The sequence below is a fragment of the Streptomyces sp. NPDC008086 genome (assembly GCF_042957325.1).
GTDB lineage: Bacteria > Actinomycetota > Actinomycetes > Streptomycetales > Streptomycetaceae > Streptomyces.
In genome coordinates this window covers 570,919-593,255 of record NZ_JBIBIA010000006.1, presented here as the reverse complement: position 1 = coordinate 593,255, position 22,337 = coordinate 570,919, and the positions used below count along the sequence as shown (strand labels likewise).

21 protein-coding genes and 1 riboswitch are annotated in these 22,337 nt (G+C 71.1%); of the genes, 5 read left to right on the top strand and 16 right to left on the bottom strand.

Going from position 1 to position 22,337, the window contains the following annotated elements; all coding sequences use genetic code 11:
• The first annotated feature begins 86 nt into the window (after positions 1-86).
• Positions 87-692, top strand: coding sequence for a hypothetical protein (locus ACFZBP_RS24055; protein ID WP_383448249.1), 606 nt, complete (start codon positions 87-89; stop codon positions 690-692).
• 97 nt (positions 693-789) lie between these two features.
• Here ACFZBP_RS24055 and ACFZBP_RS24050 read toward each other — a convergent pair whose 3' ends face one another.
• The 13 genes from ACFZBP_RS24050 to ACFZBP_RS23990 all read right to left on the bottom strand — a co-directional run bounded on the left by ACFZBP_RS24050 (position 790) and on the right by ACFZBP_RS23990 (position 16,747).
• Positions 790-2,178 (bottom strand): NAD(P)/FAD-dependent oxidoreductase, encoded by a 1,389-nt coding sequence (locus ACFZBP_RS24050; RefSeq protein ID WP_383448246.1) that lies wholly within the window; start codon positions 2,176-2,178, stop codon positions 790-792.
• 538 nt (positions 2,179-2,716) lie between these two features.
• Complete coding sequence (locus ACFZBP_RS24045; protein ID WP_391415954.1) at positions 2,717-3,688, bottom strand: exopolyphosphatase; 972 nt, start codon at positions 3,686-3,688, stop codon at positions 2,717-2,719.
• Positions 3,689-3,816: 128 nt separating this feature from the next.
• Complete coding sequence (locus ACFZBP_RS24040) at positions 3,817-4,335, bottom strand: DUF501 domain-containing protein (protein WP_383448241.1); 519 nt, start codon at positions 4,333-4,335, stop codon at positions 3,817-3,819.
• A gap of 30 nt (positions 4,336-4,365) precedes the next feature.
• On the bottom strand, positions 4,366-4,845 hold the full coding sequence (locus tag ACFZBP_RS24035; RefSeq protein WP_383448238.1) for a septum formation initiator family protein: 480 nt from the start codon (positions 4,843-4,845) through the stop codon (positions 4,366-4,368).
• A 121-nt stretch (positions 4,846-4,966) separates the two neighbouring features.
• Positions 4,967-6,253 carry a phosphopyruvate hydratase gene (gene eno, locus ACFZBP_RS24030; protein WP_383448235.1) on the bottom strand — a complete coding sequence of 429 codons (1,287 nt, stop codon included), beginning with the start codon at positions 6,251-6,253 and terminating at the stop codon, positions 4,967-4,969.
• 333 nt (positions 6,254-6,586) lie between these two features.
• A complete protein-coding gene (locus tag ACFZBP_RS24025; RefSeq protein ID WP_391415951.1) occupies positions 6,587-7,264 on the bottom strand; it encodes a transglycosylase family protein in 678 nt (225 codons plus the stop codon).
• 4 nt (positions 7,265-7,268) lie between these two features.
• Positions 7,269-7,468: riboswitch (cyclic di-AMP (ydaO/yuaA leader) on the bottom strand.
• Between the two features lie 209 nt (positions 7,469-7,677).
• The gene (locus tag ACFZBP_RS24020; protein ID WP_391415949.1) at positions 7,678-8,733 is read right to left on the bottom strand and encodes a transglycosylase family protein; all 1,056 of its coding nucleotides are present in this window, start codon (positions 8,731-8,733) and stop codon (positions 7,678-7,680) included.
• Between the two features lie 166 nt (positions 8,734-8,899).
• Complete coding sequence (locus ACFZBP_RS24015) at positions 8,900-10,285, bottom strand: cytochrome P450 (protein WP_391415947.1); 1,386 nt, start codon at positions 10,283-10,285, stop codon at positions 8,900-8,902.
• Entirely contained in the window at positions 10,282-11,280 is a 999-nt protein-coding gene (locus ACFZBP_RS24010) for a nucleoside triphosphate pyrophosphohydrolase (RefSeq protein ID WP_383448224.1), read from the bottom strand. Before ACFZBP_RS24010 ends, ACFZBP_RS24015 begins: the two co-directional genes overlap by 4 nt.
• A 131-nt stretch (positions 11,281-11,411) precedes the next feature.
• The gene (locus tag ACFZBP_RS24005; RefSeq protein ID WP_383448221.1) at positions 11,412-12,050 is read right to left on the bottom strand and encodes a SurA N-terminal domain-containing protein; all 639 of its coding nucleotides are present in this window, start codon (positions 12,048-12,050) and stop codon (positions 11,412-11,414) included.
• Positions 12,051-12,235: 185 nt separating this feature from the next.
• Positions 12,236-13,729 (bottom strand): protein kinase, encoded by a 1,494-nt coding sequence (locus tag ACFZBP_RS24000; protein WP_383448537.1) that lies wholly within the window; start codon positions 13,727-13,729, stop codon positions 12,236-12,238.
• Positions 13,730-13,767: 38 nt separating this feature from the next.
• Positions 13,768-14,451, bottom strand: coding sequence for a hypothetical protein (locus tag ACFZBP_RS23995; RefSeq protein ID WP_391415944.1), 684 nt, complete (start codon positions 14,449-14,451; stop codon positions 13,768-13,770).
• A gap of 190 nt (positions 14,452-14,641) precedes the next feature.
• Entirely contained in the window at positions 14,642-16,747 is a 2,106-nt protein-coding gene (locus ACFZBP_RS23990; RefSeq protein ID WP_391415942.1) for an N-6 DNA methylase, read from the bottom strand.
• A 231-nt stretch (positions 16,748-16,978) separates the two neighbouring features.
• Between ACFZBP_RS23990 and ACFZBP_RS23985 the strand changes: the two genes are divergently transcribed.
• The gene (locus tag ACFZBP_RS23985; RefSeq protein WP_383448212.1) at positions 16,979-17,671 is read left to right on the top strand and encodes a hypothetical protein; all 693 of its coding nucleotides are present in this window, start codon (positions 16,979-16,981) and stop codon (positions 17,669-17,671) included.
• A gap of 31 nt (positions 17,672-17,702) precedes the next feature.
• Here the strand turns inward: ACFZBP_RS23985 and ACFZBP_RS23980 are convergent, their stop codons facing one another.
• Together ACFZBP_RS23980 and ACFZBP_RS23975 are read right to left on the bottom strand one after the other, a co-directional pair.
• Positions 17,703-18,446, bottom strand: a complete 744-nt coding sequence (locus ACFZBP_RS23980; protein ID WP_383448209.1) for an N-acetyltransferase — start codon at positions 18,444-18,446, stop codon at positions 17,703-17,705.
• Between the two features lie 79 nt (positions 18,447-18,525).
• Positions 18,526-19,302 (bottom strand): HNH endonuclease family protein, encoded by a 777-nt coding sequence (locus ACFZBP_RS23975; RefSeq protein WP_383448206.1) that lies wholly within the window; start codon positions 19,300-19,302, stop codon positions 18,526-18,528.
• A gap of 223 nt (positions 19,303-19,525) precedes the next feature.
• Here ACFZBP_RS23975 and ACFZBP_RS23970 point away from each other — a divergent pair, with 223 nt between their 5' ends.
• Positions 19,526-19,711 (top strand): Rv0909 family putative TA system antitoxin, encoded by a 186-nt coding sequence (locus tag ACFZBP_RS23970; RefSeq protein ID WP_383448203.1) that lies wholly within the window; start codon positions 19,526-19,528, stop codon positions 19,709-19,711.
• A gap of 183 nt (positions 19,712-19,894) precedes the next feature.
• Here the strand turns inward: ACFZBP_RS23970 and ACFZBP_RS23965 are convergent, their stop codons facing one another.
• The gene (locus ACFZBP_RS23965; protein ID WP_391415938.1) at positions 19,895-20,776 is read right to left on the bottom strand and encodes a hypothetical protein; all 882 of its coding nucleotides are present in this window, start codon (positions 20,774-20,776) and stop codon (positions 19,895-19,897) included.
• 326 nt (positions 20,777-21,102) lie between these two features.
• Between ACFZBP_RS23965 and ACFZBP_RS23960 the strand changes: the two genes are divergently transcribed.
• Both ACFZBP_RS23960 and ACFZBP_RS23955 read left to right on the top strand, forming a co-directional pair.
• Entirely contained in the window at positions 21,103-21,639 is a 537-nt protein-coding gene (locus ACFZBP_RS23960) for a TetR/AcrR family transcriptional regulator (RefSeq protein ID WP_383448535.1), read from the top strand.
• Between the two features lie 143 nt (positions 21,640-21,782).
• Complete coding sequence (locus ACFZBP_RS23955) at positions 21,783-22,202, top strand: SgcJ/EcaC family oxidoreductase (protein WP_383448197.1); 420 nt, start codon at positions 21,783-21,785, stop codon at positions 22,200-22,202.
• The last annotated feature ends 135 nt before the right edge of the window (positions 22,203-22,337 follow it).

Below are 22,337 nucleotides of genomic sequence, written 5' to 3'. Positions count from 1 at the left end.
ACGAAAGGCCGTGTCATGACGGGCCCTCGGAAGCGGGCCCTAATGGACGTATCCGCTTTCCCTGCTTCCTACGGATGTGAACGGCCATGACTCGACTTTCCCGCTTCCAGCGCTTCGCCCTACTGACCGCTTCGACCACGGTGATCACCGGAGGTGCCCTGCTGCCGGGCACCGCGTTCGCCGCCCCGGCGCCGCACGCCCCGAGCGTCACAGCGGCTGATGCCCGATGGGTGGAGACCAAGGATGCACACAGCGGCATCACCGCCGAGCTTCCCGCGAAACCCAAGGTCGAGAATCTGCCTGACGGTCGTACGTACGTAGCGGAGACCGACTCCATGATCGCCCAGTTCTCGGTCGTCGAATCGTCCGGTGCTGGTCAGAACGATCTCGACTCCGCCCTCGATGGCTATGTGTCGGGCTACAACGAGCCCGCGCAGTCCGCCGAGGAGAAGATCGAAAGTACCGACGTCAGTACGGGCACGACGGCTGACGGCCATCCCGCGCTCCATGCGGACATCGCTGCCCCTGATGGCACCGCCGGCCGTGTCGGCTTCATCGACACGGGCGATTACGTGGTCCAGATCGCGGCGGTTGGCGTCGGCACGGACCCGGACACCGTGCAAGCGGACTACAAGCAGCTCCTCGACAGCGTCCAGCTGCCCGCCGGCGGCCAGCCCGGCCGGGCTCTCTGACCGCCCGAAGCCCTCGGGGTCGCACACATGCCGAAGGGGCCGCCCGCACCACGGATGGCGGGCGGCCCCTTCGGGGTGGTGATGAGAGGCCCGAGGGTCAGGAGGCCTTGGCCTTCTCGCCCTTCTCGGCCTTGCTCGCGGCAGCCACCGGAGCCGGCTTGGCGGCCTCGTAGAACTCCTCGCGCGGGTGCTCCATCGCGCCGAGGGAGACGACCTCGCGCTTGAGGAACATGCCGAGGGTCCAGTCGGCGAAGACGCGGACCTTGCGGTTCCAGGTCGGCATCGCCAGGCCGTGGTAGCCACGGTGCATGTACCAGGCGAGACGGCCCTTGAGCTTGATCTTCATCTTGCCCATGACGATCATCGCGACGCCCTTGTGGAGGCCGAGACCGGCCACCGCGCCCTTGTTGGCGTGCGAGTAGTCCTTCTGCGGGAAGCCCCGCATACCGGAGATCACGTTGTCGCCGAGGACGCGGGCCTGACGCAGCGCGTGCTGGGCGTTCGGCGGGCACCAGGCGTTCTCGTTGCCCGCCTTGCGGCCGACGAGGTCCGGGACCTGGGCGTTGTCGCCGGCGGCCCAGATGTAGTCGGTGCCCTTGACCTGGAGGCTCGGCTCGCAGTCGACGTGGCCGCGGGGGCCGAGGGGCAGACCGAAGCGGGACAGGGCGGGGTTCGGCTTGACGCCGGCCGTCCAGACGATCGTGTTGGAGTCGACCTCGAGCCCGTTCTTCAGCACGACGTGGCCGTCGACGCAGGAGTCCATCGACGTGGAGAGGTAGACCTCGACGCCGCGGGCCTCCAGGTGCTCCTTGCCGTACTGGCCGAGCTTGGGGCCGACCTCGGGGAGGATCTTGTCGGCGGCGTCGACCAGGATGAAGCGCATGTCCTCGCGGGACACGCTGGTGTAGTACTTGGCCGCGTCGCGGGCCATGTCCTCGACCTCGCCGATGGTCTCCGCGCCCGCGAAGCCGCCGCCGACGAAGACGAAGGTGAGCGCCTTGCGGCGGATCTCCTCGTCGGTCGTGGAGTCGGCCTTGTCGAGCTGCTCGAGGACGTGGTTGCGCAGGCCGATGGCCTCCTCGATGCCCTTCATGCCGATGCCCTGCTCGGCGAGGCCGGGGATCGGGAAGGTGCGGGAGACCGCGCCCATCGCGATGACCAGGTAGTCGAAGGGCAGCTCGTACGCCTCGCCGACCAGCGGGGCGATCGTGGCGACCTTGCGGTCCTGATCGATGGTGGTGACCCGGCCGGTGAGGACCTCCGCCTTGGGCAGCACGCGTCGCAGCGGGACGACGACGTGGCGCGGGGAGATGCTGCCGGCGGCGGTTTCGGGGAGGAAGGGCTGGTAGGTCATGTACGACCGGGGGTCGACGACCGTGACGGTCGCCTCGCCGTAGCGCATCTTCTTGAGGATGCGCCGAGCTGCGTACAGGCCTACGTACCCACCGCCTACTACGAGGATCCTGGGACGCTCCGTGGTGCTCATGCCATCGAGTATCCACCCGCCTCAGGGGGGTTGCTCGTGCGCCCCTTCACAAGCTCTTGCAGGCCCTGTGCTACACTCCCCGGCCCGCGTGACCCAGGTCATGGTCACGATCGGGAACCCGGAGGCGTTACGCCCCGTTGTCAATGCCGCGTGAGCTGCCTCTCTGGCTCTCCGGGCCCTCTGTGAGCGACCCGAAACACCTCCCTGAGGGACTCTCTCGAACCTTCCTTACACCGGCCATCTGAACATGTTCAAGGCCCTGTTCACCCCTCGGAAGGGTCAACCGGCGCCCGTCCGTGCTTCTCCGGGGCCCAATTCCTTGTGAAGAACTTCACGAACTTTCTCCGGCGGGCGCCTCCAGGGGGTCTTCGAGGGGCCCGAAAGCCCCCCTCGGGGGCGCTCATACGCTAGCCGACCTGCTCAGTCGACGGCTACCGAGCAGTAGTAAAGGAGACACTGACGGACAGGCCCTCAGGGGCTGACACGAAGGGCCCCGGCACCTCCCATGCGGTGCCGGGGCCCTTCGCCGTACGGGGCGTCAGTTGCCGTTCTTGCCCTGTTCGGCTTCCTCCGCCACCTGGAAGGCGATGCCGTCGAGGATGTCGTGCTCGCTGACGACGACCTCCTCGGCGCCGATGCGCTCCATGATGGCGAGCAGGACCAGGGCACCCGCGGCGATGACGTCAACTCGGCCCGGGTGCATGGAGGGTACGGTCGCGCGCTCGGCGTGGGTGGAGCGCAGCAGCCAGTCGGTGATCTCGCGGACCCGGTCGTGGGTGATCCGGGAGTGGTGGATGCGGGCCGAGTCGTACTCGGGCAGGTCCTGCGCGATGGCCGACACCGTGGTCACCGAACCGGCGAGCCCCACCAGCGTCCTCGCCTCGCGCAGCGGCACCGTCTCCTCGGCGAGGTCGAGGGCGGCCTCGATGTCGGCCCGCATCGCCGCGATCTGCCCCTCGGAGGGCGGGTCGGAGACGACGCCGTCGCGGACCAGGTGGCGCTCCGTCATCCGTACGCAGCCGACGTCCACGGAGCGCGCCGCGCGGACGTGCTCCTCGCCGACGACGAACTCGGTCGAGCCGCCGCCGATGTCCACCACGAGGTAGGGCCGGTGCAGGTCCGCACGCCCCACCAGTTCCCTGGTGGCGCCGGTGAAGGAGAACTCGGCCTCCTGGTCCCCGGTGACGACCTCGGGCTCGACCCCCAGGATGTCCATGACCCCGCGGACGAACTCGTCCCGGTTCTCGGCGTCCCGGGATGCGGAGGTGGCGACGAAGCGCAGCCGCTCGACGCCGTGCTCCTTGATGATCGCCGCGTAGTCCCGGCAGGCGGCGAAGGTCCGCTCCAGGGCCTCCGGGGCGAGCCGGCCCGTGCGGTCGACGCCCTGGCCGAGCCGCACGATCGTCATACGGCGGTCCAGGTCGACGAGTTCGCCCGTGGCCGGGTCGACGTCGGCGACCAGGAGGCGGATGGAGTTCGTACCGCAGTCGATGGCGGCGACGCGGGTCATGGGGTGCCCTTTCATCTCAGCCCCTCCGGCGTTCGAGGAGCGGGGGTCCAGGGGCAGAGCCCCCGGGCGGGGTCGAAGGGGCAGCGCCCCTTCAGGGGAGGGGACGGGGAGGGGCGGCGGGGGCGAGATCACTCGGCGGGAAGGACGCAGGGCCCCTTGGCCCACCACTCGGGCAGCATCGCGATCGCCTCGTCCCCCAGGGGGTTCACCCCCGGCCCGGCCGCCAGCGAGTGCGCGACCAGCACGTGCAGGCACTTCACCCGGTCCGGCATGCCGCCCGCGCTCGGGAAGCCCTTCAGTTCCTCGATCTCGTCGCGGCGCCGGACGTAGTCCTCGTGCGCGGCCCGGTAGGACGCGGCCAGCTCCGGGTCGCTCTCCAGCCGCGCCGTCATCTCCTTCATCACGCCGTTCGCCTCGAGCGTGCCGATCGCCGACGACGCCTTGGGGCACGTCAGGTAGTACAGCGTCGGGAAGGGCGTGCCGTCGGGGAGCCGCGGGGCCGTCTCGACGACGTCCGGCTGCCCGCACGGGCACCGGTGCGCGATCGCGCGCAGCCCGCGCGGGGGACGCCCGAGCTGCTGCTTGAAGGCCTCGACGTCGGCGTCGGTGGGCTCGGTGCGCGGGGTGGGCGGCGGGGGCGTGTGCATGCCTGTCTTTCTATCGGATTCTCGCTGGGCTCAGTGGTCGGCGGCCGCGTCGGCCTTGTCGACCCCGTCCCAGATGTTCGTGTACCAGGGCCGGTCGGCCGCGCGCCGGTCGGTGCGGGCCTGCTTGGCCGCGTCCGGGTCGACCACGATGAAGCCGGTCTCGCCGGGCAGCACGTAGTGCAGCCGCAGCCGGATCTGCTGCTCGGCGTACGCGTCGTCCTGCCAGCGTGCCTTGAGGTCGCGCAGCTGCTCGACGCGCTGGGCGGCCTCCTCCTTCTGCCGCTGCATGTCGGCGATCTCGGCGCGCTGGGAGACGTACTGCCTTATCGGGTAGGCCAGCGCCACGACCATGGAGCAGAGCACCAGCGCGAGCAGCGCGGCGCGTCCGGTGAGCCTGGAGCGCCGGGCCTGCCGCTTGGTCTGGGAGCGGTAGACGCGGGCCGCGGTCTGCTCGCCGAGCAACCGGATCCTGGTCGCGGTGGAGAACCGGTCCCGGTCCTTGACGGCCATGTCCCGCCTCCCGTTTCACACGCGTACGTCCCCGCACACGGTACGGGACCGAGTACGGGGACGTACGTACGACTGGCTAAGGCTCACCCCAGGTGGGGGTCAGCCGGGTGTCAGCCGGGTGTCAGCCCTTGAAGCGCGGGAACGCGCTGCGGCCGGCGTACACCGCGGCGTCGTCGAGGATCTCCTCGATGCGCAGCAGCTGGTTGTACTTGGCGACGCGGTCCGAGCGGGCCGGGGCGCCGGTCTTGATCTGGCCGCAGTTCACGGCGACGGCGAGGTCGGCGATGGTGACGTCCTCGGTCTCGCCGGAGCGGTGGGACATCATGCACTTGAAGCCGTTGCGCTGGGCCATCTCGACGGCGTCCAGCGTCTCGGTCAGCGAGCCGATCTGGTTGACCTTGACGAGCAGCGCGTTGGCGGCGCCCTCCTCGATGCCGCGGGCCAGGCGCTCCGGGTTGGTGACGAAGAGGTCGTCGCCGACGATCTGGACCTTGTCGCCCAGCTTGTCGGTGATGATCTTCCAGCCGTCCCAGTCGTCCTCGTACAGCGGGTCCTCGATGGAGACCAGCGGGTACGCGGAGACGAGCTCCTCGTAGTACTCGGTCATCTCGGCGGCCGAGCGGGACTTGCCCTCGAACTCGTAGGAGCCGTCCTTGTAGAACTCGGACGCGGCGACGTCGAGAGCGAGCGCGATCTGCTCGCCGGGGACGTAACCGGCCTGCTTGATGGCCTCGACGATGAGGTCGAGGGCGGCGCGGTTGGACTCCAGGTTCGGGGCGAAGCCGCCCTCGTCGCCGAGGCCGGTGGACAGGCCCTTGGTCTTCAGCACCTTCTTGAGGGTGTGGTAGACCTCGGCGCCCCAGCGCAGCGCCTCGGAGAAGGACTCCGCGCCGATCGGGGCGATCATGAACTCCTGGATGTCCACGTTGGAGTCGGCGTGCGAGCCGCCGTTCAGGATGTTCATCATCGGCACCGGCAGCAGGTGCGCGTTGGGGCCGCCCAGGTAGCGGAAGAGCGGCAGGTCGCTGGCCTCGGAGGCGGCGTGGGCCACGGCGAGGGAGACGCCGAGGATGGCGTTGGCGCCGAGGGAGGCCTTGTTGTCGGTGGCGTCCAGGTCGAACATGGCCTGGTCGATCAGGCGCTGCTCGGTGGCGTCGTAGCCGACGAGCTCCGGACCGATCTGCTCGATGACGGCGAGGACGGCCTTCTCGACACCCTTGCCGAGGTAGCGGTTCTGGTCGCCGTCGCGGAGCTCGATGGCCTCGAAGGCGCCGGTGGAGGCGCCGGACGGGACGGCGGCACGACCCGTGCTGCCGTCGTCGAGGCCGACCTCGACCTCGACGGTGGGGTTGCCTCGCGAGTCGAGGATTTCCCGGGCTACGACGACGTCGATGGACGGCACGAGCATCTCCTTCTTGGGATGTGACGCGGGTACGCAGTCCGCGGTGGGTACTGCGAGACGAGCCTAACCGGCTCGGGGCGTTCGACCAGGGGTCGACCGCCCCGTGGGACAGAACCGAGAGTAAATTGTTTCCGAACGGAACAAAGACTTCGGTGCAAAAGGGGCCGACACGGAGAGCCCGGCACAAGAAACCCCGCCCCGGTGCGTACGGGGGAAGACGCACCGAGGCGGGGAGTTCGTGGGGACGGGGGTGACCCTCACGAGGCCTTCACCATGAGGTCCACGGATGTGAAGGCCCTGTGGTTCAGCTGTCGCCCCTGTATTACTTCGGGTGCGGCATCACTTCAGGTGCAGCTGCTGACCCGGGTAGATCAGGTCGGCGTCCTCGACGATGTCCTTGTTCAGCTGGAACAGCTCCTCCCAGCCGCCCTTGACCTTCTCCGCCTCGGCGATCGAGCTCAGGGTGTCGCCCTTGACGACCTTGTACTCGCCGTCGCCCTTCTTGACCTTCTTGCCGGTCGGGGTGGTGACGGTCTTGGTCGACTTCTTCTCGGCGGCCGGGCGCTCGGCGGAGCGGGAGGCCGGCTGCTCCTCGGTGGCGCGCGGGGCGGTCTCGGTGCTCTGCGAGGAGCCGCTGTACGCGGCGCTCGACAGGCCGGTGCCGCAGTTCGGCCAGGCACCCTTGCCCTGGCTGGCGAGGACCTTCTCGGCGATCTCGATCTGCTGGCCCTTGCTGGCCTGGTCGGCGGTGGAGGCGTACGCCGTGCCGCCGTACGCGGCCCAGGTGGAGGCGGAGAACTGCAGACCGCCGTAGTAGCCGTTGCCGGTGTTGATCGACCAGTTGCCGCCGGACTCGCACTGGGCGACGGCGTCCCACTCGGAGGCGGTGGCGGCGGAGGCGCTGCCGGCCGCCATCAGCGGGGCGGCGACGGCGGCGGCGCCGGTGACGCCGACGACGGCTATGGCGCGAGCGGCCTTGGACGGACGACGGTGCTTGCCCTTGCTGGAAAACAGCATGGAGAGATCCCCTCACCGACGCCTGCGAGGTGAGCTGTCGGGTTCGGGCCGGTTGAGTTGCCCGGCCGCGCTCGCTCGCCTTTCGGCTCTCGATGCGCGACTTCACCCCGAGCCGGCTCCGGCCGTGCGGCCCCGAAGGGCCTCAACTGCCGGACCCGGCGCAAACCTTGGGTCCCCCGCTCCTGCCTACGGCGCTTGACGCGACGACTGTTCCCGGACGGCCGCCGGCAGGATTCGGCGTGACGGCTGTCGGGGCCCGCACTGGTGGCGAGCGGTCATGACCGTAGACACGCGATTCCGGGAATTACAAAGACGATCAGGGCTTCTGAGATCTATCTCTCACTGCATCTAAAACGGACATTCAGGTGCGAATAGTGACGCGAACTGGCGCTGTTTTTCGCCCTGTTCGGACCCTATTCGCCGGGGACGTCCAGGGTCTGACCGGCGAAGATGTGGTTCGCGTCAGGACCGATCGCGTCCTTGTTCGCCGCGTACAGCGCACGCCACCCGCCGTCGAGGTCAAGGGAGTCGGCGATGGAGGCGAGAGTGTCGCCGGCGCGGACGCTGTACGAGGAGTGGCGCCCCGAGGACTTGGCGGACTCGGCAGCACCGGCGTCGACCTCGCTCTCGTCGGCGCTGGGGCCGCGATGCCGGCCGGAGCCGGCCGTCTCGGCGTCGATCGCTCCGGTGTCGACGAGGCTCCAGGAACCCACGTCTTGCACCACATCGTCCTGATTGTTCCCACCGATCGTCTCCACCGGGGAGCTGTCGGGCGACTGTGAGGCCTTTGTGTCGGGGGACGTTTCGGACTTGGCGGAGTCCTTGGCCTTGGATGACGAAGAGGACGAGGAGGGGGAAGGAGAGGAATCCTGGGAGGATTCGGATGAAGCGCCCGAGGACTCGCTCGGCACACCGGAGGGGTCGTCGGCCTGGCTCGACGACTCGGACGAGTTCGACGATCCCGACGACTCGGATGAATTCGATGAACCGGATGAGTTGGACGAGGTGAGCGAATCGAGCAATCCGGATGATCCGGACACTTCGGAGGGAGAGTCCTCCTCCACTCCGGTGTCGAGGTCGAGGGCGCCGGACTGCTTGGTGAGTCCGTTGACCACCGCGCAGGTACCCCAGGGGCTGGTCCCCCGGTCCGCGAGGAGATCCTGGGCCACGGCTATCTGCTGGGAGCGGCTCGCCAGGTCGGGGCTGGAGGCGTAGTCGAGGCCGCCGTACTTCTCCCAGTCATCCTGGGTCAGTTGCAGCCCCCCGTAGCGGCCCGCGCTCTCGTCGGCGGCACTCCAGGAGCCGCCGCTCTCGCATTCGGCCACCTTGTCCCACACGGTGCCGTCGGCCGCGCTCGCGCTCGCCGCGCCGAGCAGCGGGATGGCGATGGCGGACCCGGTCACTCCGGCCGCGACGAGGAGAGCCGGGGCCTGACGGGGGCGACGGTGACGACCGTTCCCGGAGAGCATGCGGGGACCTTTCGCGAGACAGCGGTGACCGCGGCGCGTGAAACATGGGCGCCACGTTGATGCGTGAACGTATAGGCAGACGATCACTTGTCACAAGTTAATGCCGCGCAGATCACGTGAAGATCACAGACTTGAGCGCGTGTCATGTTCGCCGAGGCGGACACACTCACCCAACCGGGGTGAACTCCACCGGAAGCGTACGCAGTCCGCGCATGATGAGTCCGCCGCGCCATCTCAACTCGCCCGGATCCACGGCGAGTCGGAGGTCCGGCAGCCGGGTGAGGAGCGTGCCGAGGGCGGTCTGGCCCTCCAAGCGGGCGAGCGGGGCGCCGAGGCAGTAGTGGATGCCGTGGCCGTAGCCGAGGTGCTGGTTGTCACGGCGGGAGAGGTCGAGGACGTCGGGGTCGGCGAAGCGGTCCGGGTCCCGGTCGGCGGCGGCCAGGACGACGAGGACGGGATCGCCGGGGGCGATGTGCTGTCCGCCGAGGGTGAGCGGCTCGGTGGCGAAGCGCCAGGTGGCGAGCTCCACGGGGCCGTCGTAGCGGAGGAGTTCCTCCACGCCGGTTTCGAGGAGGCCGGTCTCCTTCGCCGCCAAGGACGTCTGGAGGCGGGCGCGTTGCTCGGGGTGGGTGAGCAGGGCGTAGGTGCCGTTGCCGATGAGGTTGACGGTCGTCTCGAAGCCGGCGAACAGCAGGATGAAGGCCATGGCCGCGGCCTCGTTCTCCGTGAGGTGCTCGCCATGGTCGGAGGCGCGGATGAGGCCGGAGATGAGGTCCTCGCCGGGGGCGGGGGTGTCGGGGAGGGCCTCGCGCTTGCGGTGGATGAGTTCGGCGAGATAGCCGCGCATCTTCTTCACCGACCGGGCGACCCCGCCCCTGGGGCCGCCCTGGTGCCGGATCATCATGCCCGCCCAGTCACGGAAGACGTCCTGGTCCTCGCGGGGGACGCCGAGCAGGTCACAGATGGCGTAGATGGGGAGCGGGAAGGCGAACTCGTGGATCAGGTCGGCGGTTCCCTCGGTGGCGAACCGGTCGATGAGCTGGTCGGTGAGCTCCTGCACCCGGGGCGCGAACTCGGCGACCCTGCGGGGCGTGAACGCCTTGGAGACGAGCCTGCGCAGCCTCGTGTGGTCCGGCGGGTCGATGTTGAGCAGATGCGTCATCAGCTCGGCCTTGCGCTCCCCCGGGATCCCGGTCTTGCCCTTGGCGTGCGCGGGCTCGTCATGGTGGGCCGGGTTCTTGGACAGCCGGTTGTCGGCGAGCGTCTGCTTGGCGTCGGCGTACCGCGTGACCAGCCAGGCCTCCACCCCGCTGGGAAGCCGCGTCTTGTGCACGGGCGCGTGCTCGCGCAGCCAGGCGTAGGCGGGGTAGGGGTCGGTGGCGAACTCCCAGGTGAAGAGGTCGGGGGGTGCGGGGGTGTCGCCGGTGGGGGCAGTACTGGTGGGAGTACTGCCGGTGGAAGTACTGCCGGTGGAAGTACTGCCGGTGGAAGTACTGCCGGTGGGAGTACTGCCGGTGGGAGTGCTGCCGGTGAGGTCGGGCTGGTCGGTCACTCCTCGACGGTATCCGGAGGTGTCAGCCCCTCAGCAGCCCGCACGGCATCCCGGTACGCCCGGGCCGCGACCCTGAGGGCCGCCTCCGGGTCCACACCGGCCGCCTCCGCGCGGACCGCCAGGGCGAGCAGTTCGTAGCCGAGGCCCTCGCCGGTCGGCAGGGGGACCTCCAGGCCCGCCGTTCTGACCCGGGACGCCAGCTTCGCGGCGAGGGCGAGGCCCGGCTGGCCGAGAGGGATGCCGTCCGTCACCGACTCGCGCCGCTTCTCGACCGCCTTCGTGCGCAGCCAGTGCTCCTTGACCTCCTCGGGGGTGGTCGCCGTCTCGTCGCCGAAGACATGGGGGTGGCGGTGGATGAGCTTGGTGACGATGCCGCCGGCCACGTCGTCGATGGAGAAGGGCGCGTCCGCGTCCTCCTCCGCGATACGGGCGTGGAAGACGACCTGCAGCAGAACGTCGCCCAGTTCCTCACGGAGCTCGTCGCGGTCACCCTCCTCGATGGCCTCGACGAGCTCGTAGGCCTCCTCGATGCCGTACTTCGCCAGGCCCTTGTGGGTCTGCTGGGAGGACCACGGGCACTCGACGCGGATCCGGTCCATGACCTGCACGAGGTCGAGGAGGCGGGCGCCGGGCAGGTCGTAGGAGGCGGGGAGCAGCTCCAGCTCGGGCATGCGCACGCGGCCGGTTCCCGCGAGACGGGCGAGGCCGTCGGTGAGGGCCGGCTCGCCCTCGCCGGTGGCCACGACCACGGCCGTGCGACCGCCGGCGCAGGCGTCGATCAGCTGCTCGGCGGTCGGGGCGGCCTCGTCGACCGCTATCCCGGCCTCACGCAGATACGGCAGCTGCGGATGCGCGCCGTCCGCGCACAGCACACGGTCGGCCGCATGCAGCGCCTGCCAGGCCGGCCAGGACAGCAGGCCGGGCGCGACGCGGTGGCTGGTGGTGAGCAGGACGATGCGGCCGGGGGCGGCGGCTTCGGGACTGGTTGCGTTCACGATCCGAACGTAACCCACGTCGCCGACAGCTCCACGAGTTATCCACAGGCGGGACGGCTACACCCGACGCCTGCGCGGTACCGCAGCGCCGTACAGCCACGCGCTGTGCCGTACAACCGCGCGCCGTACCGCTATGCCGTCTGCCGCTCCGCCGTCACCTCGCGCACCCACGGCGTCTTCGCGTCGGCCCGGCCGCTCTTCTGGACGTCCCAGGTGCCGTAGCGGGGGTTGAGGTCGATGTCGAGTTTCTTGGACGCCGCGGACAGCGCGTTCCAGAAGGCGGGCTTGCCGGTGTCGGTGCCGAGCGAGGTGGCGAGCTTCTGAGCCTCCAGCTGGAGCCGGAGGTTCTCGTCGAGGCGCTGCGGCGGGATGCCGTACTGCTGGAGCCAGGCCGTCTCCAGCGCCTTGGCACCGCCGACCTGCTCTTCCAGTCCGCCGCGCATCCGCTGGAGCTCCTTGCGGGTGACGGTCACACCCGCGTCCTGGGCGGCGCGGTGCAGCACCTGGTCGAGGACCATGGTGTGCAGGACGTCGCGCGGGAGGGTGCCGGACTTGGCGATGACCTGCGCGTACTGGGCGTCGTCCGGTACGGCGGCGCGCTGTGCCGCGCGGACCTCGCTGACCCGGTTCTCCAGCTGCGCGACGGTGATCCGCTGGCCGCCGACGACGGCTGCCGCACCGGGATGCGCATCGTTCCCGCAGGCGGTCAGCAAAGGCGCCGCGACGATCGCGGCGGAGAGGAGGAGCGCGGTACGACGGCGGCGGTGCAAGGAGACCTCCCGAGGAAGCTTGTGCGGCGGTGCACAAAGTCTTGCGGTGATCGATGGTAGGCAGTGGGCAAGCTCTGGCCAACCCATTCGACCAACGATTCGCCAGGAGTTCGGGCACCGAAGCACCCCCGCCCGGCCCACTCGGCCCAGTCGGCCCGCCGGTCCCGGTCCGGCGGGGACACGTCCTAGCCGCGCACCTGCCCCAGCCACTGGAGCGTCCGCCGTACCTCCGCGGCCAGCGGATGGCCCGGACCGTGCAGGCGTTCCACGTCGATCAGCAGCCTGGCCAGGGTGTCGTGGGCGGCGGGGCGGTCGCCGAGGGCGAGCAGGAGGTGGCCGATGCGGCGGCGGACGTCGTGGGCGAGCCGCGGGTCGCCGGAGACGTACTGGTTCTCGTAGTACGGCAGCAGCGCGCGGTACTCGGCGAGCGCGGCCGCCGGTTCGCCGAGCTGTTCCAGACACTGGGCGGCGTCGAGGCGGAAGCGCAGGGACTGGGGGTCGGCCTGGCCGGCCTCGGCGGCGCGTTCGTCGGCGAGACGGCGCAGTTCGGGCAGCGCGCGCCGGTACTGGCCGTCGTCCATGAGGGTCGCGGCGTACTGCTTGCGCAGGGTGCGGACGACCGGGGAGTGCTCGCCGTGCTGTTCGGCGGCGGCGGGCAGGATCGCGCCGAGGATGTCGACGGCCTGGGTGATACGGCCCTCGCCGAGGAGCCGCTTGACCTCGTCGACGGCGCGCGCGACGTCCGGTTTCTCGGTGGCGGGCGCGACCGGGGTGACGGGGGCGGGCTGGGGCGCGGGGGTGCGGGCGCGGTCCGGCCAGGGGGCGTGCGGGCGCAGGAAGGGGCGGGTGGGGTCCAGCGGCGAGCCGGTGGGCGTCCCGCGCGCGGGCAGCAGCTCCGCCAGATCCTCGTAGACCTCCTGCGCGGAGGCGGGCCGGTGCTGCGGGTCCTTCGCGAGCAGGCGCAGGACGAGGGCTTCGAGTGCCTCCGGGACCTCGGTGCGGATCCGGCGCACGGGCAGCGGCGGCTCGTACAGGTGCCGGTGCAGTACGCCGAGCGCCGTCGAACCGGAGAACGGCACGTCTCCGCTGAGGAGTTCATGAAGGAGTACGCCGAGTGCGTACAGGTCGGTGTACGGGCCGACGGCGCCGCCCATCGCCTGCTCGGGGGCCATGTAGGCGGGCGAGCCGATGGGGGTGCCGGTGTGGGTGAGGCGGGTGGTGTCGGCGTCCATGACGGAGGCGACGCCCAGGTCGAGGACGGTGACCGTGCCGTCCTGCCGCACCATGACGTTGCGCGGCTTGAGGTCACGGTGGACGATCGGCACGGCGTGCACGGCGCTCAGTACCGCGCACAGTTGCGCGGCGACCGCGACCGCCCACTGCCAGGGGTACGGGTCGTGCTCGGCGAGGTGGTCGGAGAGGTCGGCGCCGTCGACGTACTGCATGACGAGGAACAGCTCCTCGCCCTCGCTGCCCGCGTCGTGCACCGTGACCAGCCCGGGGTGGTCGACCTGCGCGGTCACCCGGCACTCGCGCACGAACCGGCGGCGCAGCTCGTCGGCCTCCTGCCCGGCGACCTTGTCGGGACGCAGCAGCTTCACCGCCACGCGCCGGTCGAGCCGCTGGTCGTAGGCCGTCCACACCTGTCCCATGCCGCCCTGTCCGATGAGCGTGGACAGTTCGTAGCGGCCGGCGACGACACGTCCCGTCGCCACGGTCACCTTCCGCCCTCGTGGTTGCCGTCCTGCCGGCCGTCGTGCTGGCGCAGGTAGTCACTGAGCTCGTCGAGCTCGGCACGCACCTGGTCGATCCGCGCGGGCGCGGGACGCTGCGGGGGCGGCGGTACGGGGGTGTGGGGGGCGGCGGCGCGGGGCGCCGGGGTGCTCGGTAGGGGAGTGTGCGGCGCCGGTGTGTTCGGTATCGGCGTGTGCGGTGCCGGGGTCCGGGGCGGCGGGGGTGTCTGCGGGGCGGTCGTGGTGGTGTACGGCGACGGGGGCTGCGGATAGCCGTACGCCGGGGCCGCGACCGGGGGTCGCTGTGTGCCGTAGCCGGGGTAGCGGAGCTGGTGGAAGTGGCGTATGTCCGCGGAGAGGTAGTACGCGACGGCGGCCACGATGCCGCCCAGGACGAGCGCGAGGCCCGTCCAGCCGCCCGCGGTGTGGATCTCGTCGCCCGGCTCCATGCCCATCAGGATCAGGCCGCCGTACTCCACCACGATCGACGCCGCGAACAGGCCCCAGTCGAGCGGCTTGCGGGTCACGATGGCCAGGCGCAGCATCATCGCCCACGCCAGCAGGCCGAAGCTCAGCACGGAGAGCACGACGAAGAACACGCGCAGGAAGACCAGCCACCCGGTGGGCGGCGGCTGCTTCACCGGCTGCGTGTAGCCGTGGCCTTGCATGGCTGCTCCTGATCGATGGCTGAGTACGGATGGCTGAAGTGCGGTCGTGCGAGGGTCGCTTCGAGCGTATAGGTCGACACCGACATACGGTCACCGGTTGTACCGAACCGTTGTCGTGCTGATCACTTCGTAAGACGTCGCAGGTCGGATCGGAGGCCCGGCTTCCGGACGGGCGCCGTCGGCTCACCGCTCAGTCGGGCGCGACCGTCCCGTCCGTCAGCCCGTCGTACATGCCCCGCACGAGCTGCTCCCCCAGCCGACCCGCGTGCCGCAGCACCCGCTCGAACTCGTCGAGGGCGCGAAAGCGGGCGCCGTAGCGACGCTGTTCGTCGAACGGGAGCCGGGGCAGCTGGAGCCGGCGCACGTCGAGGCGGGTGGCGGTGGAGGCGTAGCTGCTGGCCTGGCGGTTGTTGGCGGTGCCGCGCAGGAAGCCGGCGAGGAACCAGGGGTCGAGCGCCGTGGGGTCGGGGCGCAGCAGCACGAGGTTGCGCCCCAGGGCGGCGCCCGCGGTCGCGTCGTCGATCACGCGCGCGATGGAGCCGCCGCCGAGCACCGGCACGACGACGTCGCCCGGTTCGGTCAGCACCGCCTCCTCGTCACTCTCGGGCAACGTCCCGGAGGGAGCCGTTCCGGAGAGCACGTCGTTGTCGGTGAGCACGGGCACGCGCGCGTGCCCGCCGTTTCCACCGGTCCGCATCACCAGGGCGCCCCCGCGCGCGAGTTCGCCGATGGTCGTGAGCGGCCAGCGCGGGGCGAGCGGATTGGTGCCGGCGGGCGGCGGGGTGAGGTCGGCGGTCAGGCGCAGCGTCTCCCCGAGTCGCTCGCGCACGGCCGTGAGCTGCTCGACGCCGTCGGCCGCCGCGGGGGGCGGGAGATGGCGGGCGGGGGCGAGGTCCACGTCGTCGTCGAGGAGGTCGATGACGGGCAACGAGCGGGCCAGGCCCGGACGTTCGTCGAGCGAACCGGTGCGCTCGTGGACGCGCCAGGCGTCGAGCACGGCGTCCCGCACGGCCTGCCAGTCGGGCCCGCCCCGTGCCTCCCCGGCGAACTGCCCCACGTCGGCGAGCAGCACCTCGGGCTGCCCCGCCGCCCGGTCGGGCCGGCGCAGCACCCACAGGTGGAGCGGGATGTTGTACGGCGGTGCCGCGCCGACCGGCAGGGCGATCACGGCGCGCAGGGCGCCGCGCCGCAGCAGGTCGGCGCGGATACGGCGGCCGGAGCGGCGGGAGGCGGCTGCGGGCGGCATCAGCAGGACCGCGGTGCCGCCGTCCTTGAGACGGGCGAGCGCGTGCTGCACCCAGGCCAGCTCGGACTCGGTGCGGGCCGGGAAGCCGTATTCCCAGCGCGGGTCGTAGGCGAGTTCGTCGTGGCCCCAGTTGCGCTCGTTGAACGGGGGGTGGCACAGCACGGCGTCGGCGTGCAGCTCGGGGTGGGCGTCGGCGCGCAGGGTGTCCCCGACGGCGCCGCGTACGACGGTCCGCGTCTGGAGGGCGAGCCGGAGCGCGGTGAGCGCGGCGAGTTCGGGGGCGCTGTCCTGGGCGTACAGCTCCTGGTCGGGGCGGGGGGCGACGGCGCGCAGCAGGGCGCCGGTACCACAGGCCGGGTCGAGGACGGTGCGGGCGGGGCCGGCCAGGTCGGCCATGAGTCCGGCGAGTTCGGCGGGGGTGAGCGTGTACTGGCGCGGGTTGGCGTCCAGGTGCCGGCCGAGCAGGAACTCGAACGTCTGGCGGGCGCCCAGCTCGGCCGCGAGCTCGGCGGTACCGCGCAGGAGGGGGGCGGAGGGGAGGAGTTCGGGACCGGTGGGGAGGCGGACGGCGGGGGTGGGCGTGGCGGTGGAGGTGGGCGTGGCGGTGGGGGTGGGGGGCAGCGGGGTGCTGTGAACAGTCGGCGGGGTGGCCGCGGCACCGAACCTCGGCAGCAGCACCTCCTCCAGCGCCCCGGGCAGCATCGCCGCGAGTCGTTCGTCGGAACCGGCGCCGATCTCCAGCCAGATCGGGGGTCGGTCATGGATCAGCAGGAGGACGCAGCCGGCGTGGAGCAGCGCCGTGACCGGGCCCTCGGGGTGGCCGGCGAGCTGCTGCCAGACGCGTTCCCGCAGGGGCACCTCGGCGAGTTTGCCCTGCTTGCGCAGCCAGGCCTCGACGTCGGCGAGGGCGAAGGAGGGGCTGGTCTCGGTGCCGCCGACGGGCTTGGGGAAGTCGGCGTGGCGGCGGCGCCAGTTGCTGACGGCGGCACGGCCGACACCGGCGAGCCGGGCGATCCCGGCGGCGGTCACCTCCGTCGCGTGGTCCTGCATCCGCCCACTCCCCTCGTCGTCCGCGGTCGTCCGCGGGCCTCCGCGTCGTCCCCGCGTCCGCGTGTGACGCCGAGCATACCGACGTACGCAAGATCGACCCATTCACGGCCGTGTACACACGACATCGCGTGAATCGTGTTGACTCGGTTCACAGGCTCTGCTCTTATTGACGCAGCGAACGAGCGACTGCCGATTCGGCGGTGGTCGCCGCCGTGGGGAGGGGACACAGTCATGGGCATGAAGGGCAAGATCGCGCTGGGCGCCGTCGTGGGGATCGTCGTCATCGGTGCCGTGTCGGCGAACGCCGGGGACGGCGGCGGCAGCGACTCCGGCAGCGGCGACCAGGCGTCTTCGTCGTCCGGGGAGCGCACGTCCGGCGGTGAGAAGGGGAAGGACACGGCCGAGGCGGCCGAGAAGAAGGCAGCGTTCGCGGGGGACGGCGACTTCCAGGTCGGTTCGGACGTGAAGCCCGGCACCTATCGCACCACCGGCAACAGCGACGGCATGTGCTACTGGGAGCGGGCCAAGGACTCCTCCGGGGAGATGGACTCGCTGCTGGCCAACGACAACGTGACAGGCACCAGCTACGTCACCGTCAAGACCACCGACAAGCTCTTCTCGTCGAGCGGCTGCGAGGACTGGGAGGCCGTCGACACGAAGGCGAAGGCCAAGGGCTCCCCCGCCACGGAGATGTCCGGCGACGGCGGCATGTTCAGAGTCGGCGTCGACATCGCCCCCGGCACCTACAAGTCCACCGGCAACACGGACGACTCCTGCTACTGGGAGCGCGCCAAGGACGCCGACCACGGCCTGGAGTCGATCATCGCGAACGACAACGTGACCGGCTCGGCCGTCGTCACGATCAGCGCGTCGGACGCGTACTTCAAGACCACGGGCTGCCAGGGCTGGAAGAAGTCCGCATGAGCCCGCCTCGCGGGGCGCGTCCCGGGCCGGCTCACAGCGGGTGCCGCATCCACACGTTGGGCTCGACGTACACCGCGTGGTCCCGCTCCGGCTCGCACCGCACCGGCACCAGCGCACCGGGCACCTCGATGTCACCGGCCGTGTCGAAGGGCAGTCCGGTCCAGCCGCGCCACTGCTCCAGCGAGCCGGCGACGGTCATCGAGGCCGGGGCGACGGAGTCGACGGTGGCGCCGGCGCGGGCGTGGACGCGCAGCCACGGATCGTGGGGCAGGCCGTCGGAGCGTACGCGGCGGGCGTACTCCTCCATGGGGGTGTGCGGTTCGAGGTGCTTGGCGCTGGGGCGGACGGGGGCGACGACCTCGTGGAAACCGTGGGCTCGGGCGTTGTCGCGCAGCGCGGAGAGCATGCGGGCGGACAGGCCGGTGCCCTGGGCGTGCGGGGCGATGACGACGGAGATGGCGCTGACGGTGTCGGGAGGGGTGCCGCGGCGCAGGTCGGCGAAGGCCCACACCAGCACCTCGTCCCAGCCCCGGGCGGGCAGCCGACCCCGGCCTTCGGCGGCGAGGGCGAACGGGACGCTGAAGGCGTGGGCGACGACCTCGCCCCGCTCGTCCTCGGCGAACAGCGCGTACTGCGGGAGTTCACGGGGGATCCGGCCGTAGTGGGCGTTGCCCACGGGGTCCTGGGTCGTGAACTCGGGCCAGGTGTCCGGCATTTCCAGGACCCGGTCGAGCATCTCGGGGCGTTCGGCGAGGCTCGCTACCTTCAGTTCCATGCCTGCCACCGTAGGGGCGGGGCGACGGCAGCGACCAGCGGTTTTCCGTGCGCCGCCGGACATCGCGGCGCACGCCGGGTCAGCCTGCGCACTGGCCCAGCATCATCTCCTTGTCGGCGGTGGTCACCGGGAGTTCGTACTTGAGCGACACCTGGGCGAAGCGCACCGCGTACGAGCAGCGGATCCGCTTGTTCGGGGGCAGCCAGGAGGCGGGGCCGGAGTCGCCCTTGGAGCTGTTGGTGGGGCCGTCGACCGGTATGAGGTTGAGGGGGTCGTTCGCTATGTCCTGGCGCTTGCCCTTCGGCCAGCGGGAGGCGCCCATCTGCCAGTCGTACGACAGCGGCATGACGTGGTCGATCTGCACGGTCGTGGCGCGGGACTTGGCCCAGTCGATGGTCCGGCCCGTGTAGGGGTCGTGCAGGGTCATCGAGGTCACGACGCAGTCCGAGCCGGAGCGGAAGCGGACGTCCTCGCCGTCGCGCCGAAGGAGGTCGTTGCGGGTGTCGCAGCCGTTGCGGGCGAACGGGATGCCGCCCGGGGCCGAGTCCATCCAGGCGTAGCCGAACTCGTCCCGCTCGTAGCCCGTCTTCGGGCCGCGGCCCTTGGTCGCCACCTTCTCGATGAGGGCCCGCGCCTCGGCCCGGTCGGCGTCCGAGGTGAGGGGCGCGAGTCCGGGTTTCGTGCCGTCCGGGTTGTCCAGTGGGCTGACCGCGCGGCCGGCGCCCGCGGCGGGGGCGGAGCCGGAGGGCTCGGCGCCGGCCGACGGCAGATCGACGTTCTCGCAGCCCGCCAGGACCAGCACCATGCCGAGCATCGCCGCGGCGCTCGCCGCGCCGCCCCTTCGACGCGTCACCATGCGTCCCCTCCCCTTGTGCCCCGTTCCGGTCCGCCCCGCACAGGCGGTTCTCCCGGTTTTCCCCGGGCACACCGTCGTGCACACGGTAGCGACCCGGCGCACGGCGGCATTCAAGAGGTCCAGACCTCGGCAGGGGCCAGCCTTCCTCGATCGGACCAAGTGCGCATACTTCACATCTCCGGCGTATGGTCGGTGGTGAGTCACCTCCGGAAGGAGCTCTTGGATGGGCATCTTCGACAGGTTCAAGAACCGTCACGCGCAGGACAAGGCCAGGGACATGTCCGACGCCGCGGAGCGGCAGGCCAACGAGAAGACGGGCAACAAGTACGAGGGCCAGGTCGACGACGCACAGCAGCGCATGGAGCGCGGACTCGGCATGGACCGCGACCGGCCGCCCGAGCAGCAGTAGCGGCCGGAGTTCCCGGAGGACCACGCGTCCCTCGGGCAGGACGCCGAGGCGGGGGCACACTTCAGCACCGCATGCCCCGGCGCCCAAGTCACGGCCTCCATCGGATCGTCTTGAGAAGGGCCGCCCCCGGAGATCCGTCTCCGGCGGGCGGCTTCTCCGTTGCCGCGAGGCGTGCCGGGGCCCTCAGACCTTTCCGATCCCCAGCGTCGTCTCCGACGGCAGCAGGCCGGAGGACAGCACCGCCACCCAGAACTCCCCCAGCAGCTCCACCAGGCGGCCCACCTCGTCCGGCGTCAGGGCCTGCCAGGGCGCGGCCGCGAGTCGGTCGGTCTGTTCCTCGATGGTGCGACGGAGTGCGCCCCCGGCCTCCGTGGCCGCACCTTCGGCGTCGACCAGCCCCCGGGCGGTGAGGCGCGCCTGGGCGGACGTCCATTCCCGCCGGGTCCAGCCGCGGCTCTCGAAGCGCTCGACCGACGCGGCACCTATCGCTGCGAAGGAGACCAGGGACTCGACAGGGTCGAGGCCGGCCACCATCAGGGCCGCCACGTGGCCGTCTCCACGGTGTTCGCGCAGGAGTGTCGCCGCGTGCCAGAGCTGGAGGTGCGGGGCCTCGGGCCAGTCCAGGGCGGCGTTGGCCGCGGCGAGCGGGCGGCCCGCGGTGTCCGCCGACTCCACCGCGCGGCGGGCGAGGGCCGCGGCTTCCGCGAGCTCGGGGCTGTCCGTCCGGTCGCCGAAGAGCGCGCGGTAGGCCCGGTCGATCCCGCGCGCCCGCGCCTCGAGGAGCGCCTCGGGGCTCGCGGTCTTCCACGCCGGATCCATGTGTTCGGCGACCATGCGAGGGCTGAAGCTGTAGAAGGCGGACGCCACCTGGCGCGCGCCGACCGCCCCCAACGGAGCCGCCCGGTAGGGGAAGTAACTCGGCCAGCGTTCCGCCGTGGCGTACCCCAGAGCCGCGGCCTCCTCGAAGACTTCCGGCGCGTAGTACAGCACCGCGTGCAGCGGCTCCAGCAGGTGCCAGAGCTGACGTACGTGATCCGGTGCCAGATGTCCCTCGTGCTGCGTCATGACACACCCCGTCTCAGAATCCCGGTCCCCCGAGGCTTGCAACTTGACACTGACAAGTTTGCCCCGCCGCGTCGAAACTTGTCAATGACTAGACTGCGGGTACGCTGCTGACCATGCCCCCAGCACGACACCCGTCCGATTCCGCGGCCCCTCAGCCGCCGGCCAGCACCCCGTCGGGCCCCGGCAACCCGTCCGGCCCCCACAGCCCGTCCAGCCCCGTCACCCCGTCCGACCCCGTCACCCCGTCCGGCCCGCGCAGCTCCTCCAGCTCTTCCAGCCCCTCCAGCCCGCGTCGCCCCTACCACCACGGCGACCTGCGCCGGGCCATCCTCACCGCCGCGCTGGACGTCATCGCCGCCGACGGGCCGTCCGCACTGAGCCTGCGGGACCTCGCCCGCCGTGCCGGTGTCTCGCACGCGGCGCCGGCCCACCACTTCAAGGACCGCACCGGGCTGCTCACGGCGATCGCCGCCGAGGGGTTCGGACTGCTCGCGGGGACGCTGCACGAGGCAGCGGACCTGAAGGACGCCGGTGTGCGCTACGTCCGCTTCGCACGCGAGCACCCCGCGCACTTCCAGGTGATGTTCACACCCGAACTACTGCGCGCCGACGACCTGGAGCTGACCGCCGCCCGCGCCCTGGCCGGGGACGCGCTGCGCGGCGCCGTCGCCGGCGTGCGCCCCGAGGCCCTCGGTGTCGACGCCCGCCTGGCCGGCGTCGCCGCCTGGTCCCTGGCGCACGGCTTCGCCACGTTGCTCCTCGGCCACAACCTGGACGGGCCGGTCGGCGACAGGGATCCCGAGGAGGTGTTCCGGACACTGGCGGCGACACTGTTCCGCGCCGAGCCACCGAGCGCACCCTGAATAGCCCGAGCTCCGAGTACCCCGAGCTCCCGAGCCCCGGACCCTCCGAAGCCACGGCCCCTCCGAATCCCCGAACTCTCTGAACCCCGAACTCTCTGAACCCCCTTGACCTCAAGTGCACTTGAGGAACCAGAGTGGTCCACATGTCCACAGAAACCGCGCCCACAGCCACCGAACGCACCGACCTCGAGGCCATCGCCGAGGTCGTCGCCACCGTCCAACGCACCCAGCGCGCCAAGGACGCCGAAGGCTTCCTCGCCCTGTTCCACCCCGACGCCCTGTGGACGACGGGCCACGGCAAGGTCCTCTTCGGCTTCGACGCCATCGCCGAGTTCACCCGTGCCGTGCTGCCCGCCGCGAGCTGGGACGGCGAGGTCACCTACGAGGTGACGCACACGCGGTTCCTGCGGCCCGACGTGGTGGCCGTCAAGGTCCGGCAGGTCTACCACTCGCCGGACGGCGAGGTCGACAGCGAGGGCGCCCCGCTCTACGTGATGACCAAGCAGCCCGACGGACGCTGGCTGCTGCACGCCTGCCAGAACACCGAGGTACGGGCCGACTAAAGGGTGTTGCACAACGCGAAACGATCTTCCAAAGGAGTCTTCGAAGACGCTGTCAGGACGGTGGAAATCAACCCACAACTGGGCAGTTGACCTTGCCCCGAGTGGCCGGATCCCGTCGTGATCGCCGTTGTGCAA

What these genes read in the sequence shown, in the direction of transcription:
- ACFZBP_RS24055 (WP_383448249.1), top strand. Translation starts at nt 87, where the DNA reads ATGACTCGACTTTCCCGCTTCCAGCGCTTCGCCCTACTGACCGCTTCG.
- ACFZBP_RS24050 (WP_383448246.1), bottom strand. Translation starts at nt 2,178, where the DNA reads ATGAGCACCACGGAGCGTCCCAGGATCCTCGTAGTAGGCGGTGGGTAC.
- ACFZBP_RS24045 (WP_391415954.1), bottom strand. Translation starts at nt 3,688, where the DNA reads ATGACCCGCGTCGCCGCCATCGACTGCGGTACGAACTCCATCCGCCTC.
- ACFZBP_RS24040 (WP_383448241.1), bottom strand. Translation starts at nt 4,335, where the DNA reads ATGCACACGCCCCCGCCGCCCACCCCGCGCACCGAGCCCACCGACGCC.
- ACFZBP_RS24035 (WP_383448238.1), bottom strand. Translation starts at nt 4,845, where the DNA reads ATGGCCGTCAAGGACCGGGACCGGTTCTCCACCGCGACCAGGATCCGG.
- eno (WP_383448235.1), bottom strand. Translation starts at nt 6,253, where the DNA reads ATGCTCGTGCCGTCCATCGACGTCGTCGTAGCCCGGGAAATCCTCGAC.
- ACFZBP_RS24025 (WP_391415951.1), bottom strand. Translation starts at nt 7,264, where the DNA reads ATGCTGTTTTCCAGCAAGGGCAAGCACCGTCGTCCGTCCAAGGCCGCT.
- ACFZBP_RS24020 (WP_391415949.1), bottom strand. Translation starts at nt 8,733, where the DNA reads ATGCTCTCCGGGAACGGTCGTCACCGTCGCCCCCGTCAGGCCCCGGCT.
- ACFZBP_RS23995 (WP_391415944.1), bottom strand. Translation starts at nt 14,451, where the DNA reads ATGCAAGGCCACGGCTACACGCAGCCGGTGAAGCAGCCGCCGCCCACC.
- ACFZBP_RS23990 (WP_391415942.1), bottom strand. Translation starts at nt 16,747, where the DNA reads ATGCAGGACCACGCGACGGAGGTGACCGCCGCCGGGATCGCCCGGCTC.
- ACFZBP_RS23985 (WP_383448212.1), top strand. Translation starts at nt 16,979, where the DNA reads ATGGGCATGAAGGGCAAGATCGCGCTGGGCGCCGTCGTGGGGATCGTC.
- ACFZBP_RS23980 (WP_383448209.1), bottom strand. Translation starts at nt 18,446, where the DNA reads ATGGAACTGAAGGTAGCGAGCCTCGCCGAACGCCCCGAGATGCTCGAC.
- ACFZBP_RS23975 (WP_383448206.1), bottom strand. Translation starts at nt 19,302, where the DNA reads ATGGTGACGCGTCGAAGGGGCGGCGCGGCGAGCGCCGCGGCGATGCTC.
- ACFZBP_RS23970 (WP_383448203.1), top strand. Translation starts at nt 19,526, where the DNA reads ATGGGCATCTTCGACAGGTTCAAGAACCGTCACGCGCAGGACAAGGCC.
- ACFZBP_RS23965 (WP_391415938.1), bottom strand. Translation starts at nt 20,776, where the DNA reads ATGACGCAGCACGAGGGACATCTGGCACCGGATCACGTACGTCAGCTC.
- ACFZBP_RS23955 (WP_383448197.1), top strand. Translation starts at nt 21,783, where the DNA reads ATGTCCACAGAAACCGCGCCCACAGCCACCGAACGCACCGACCTCGAG.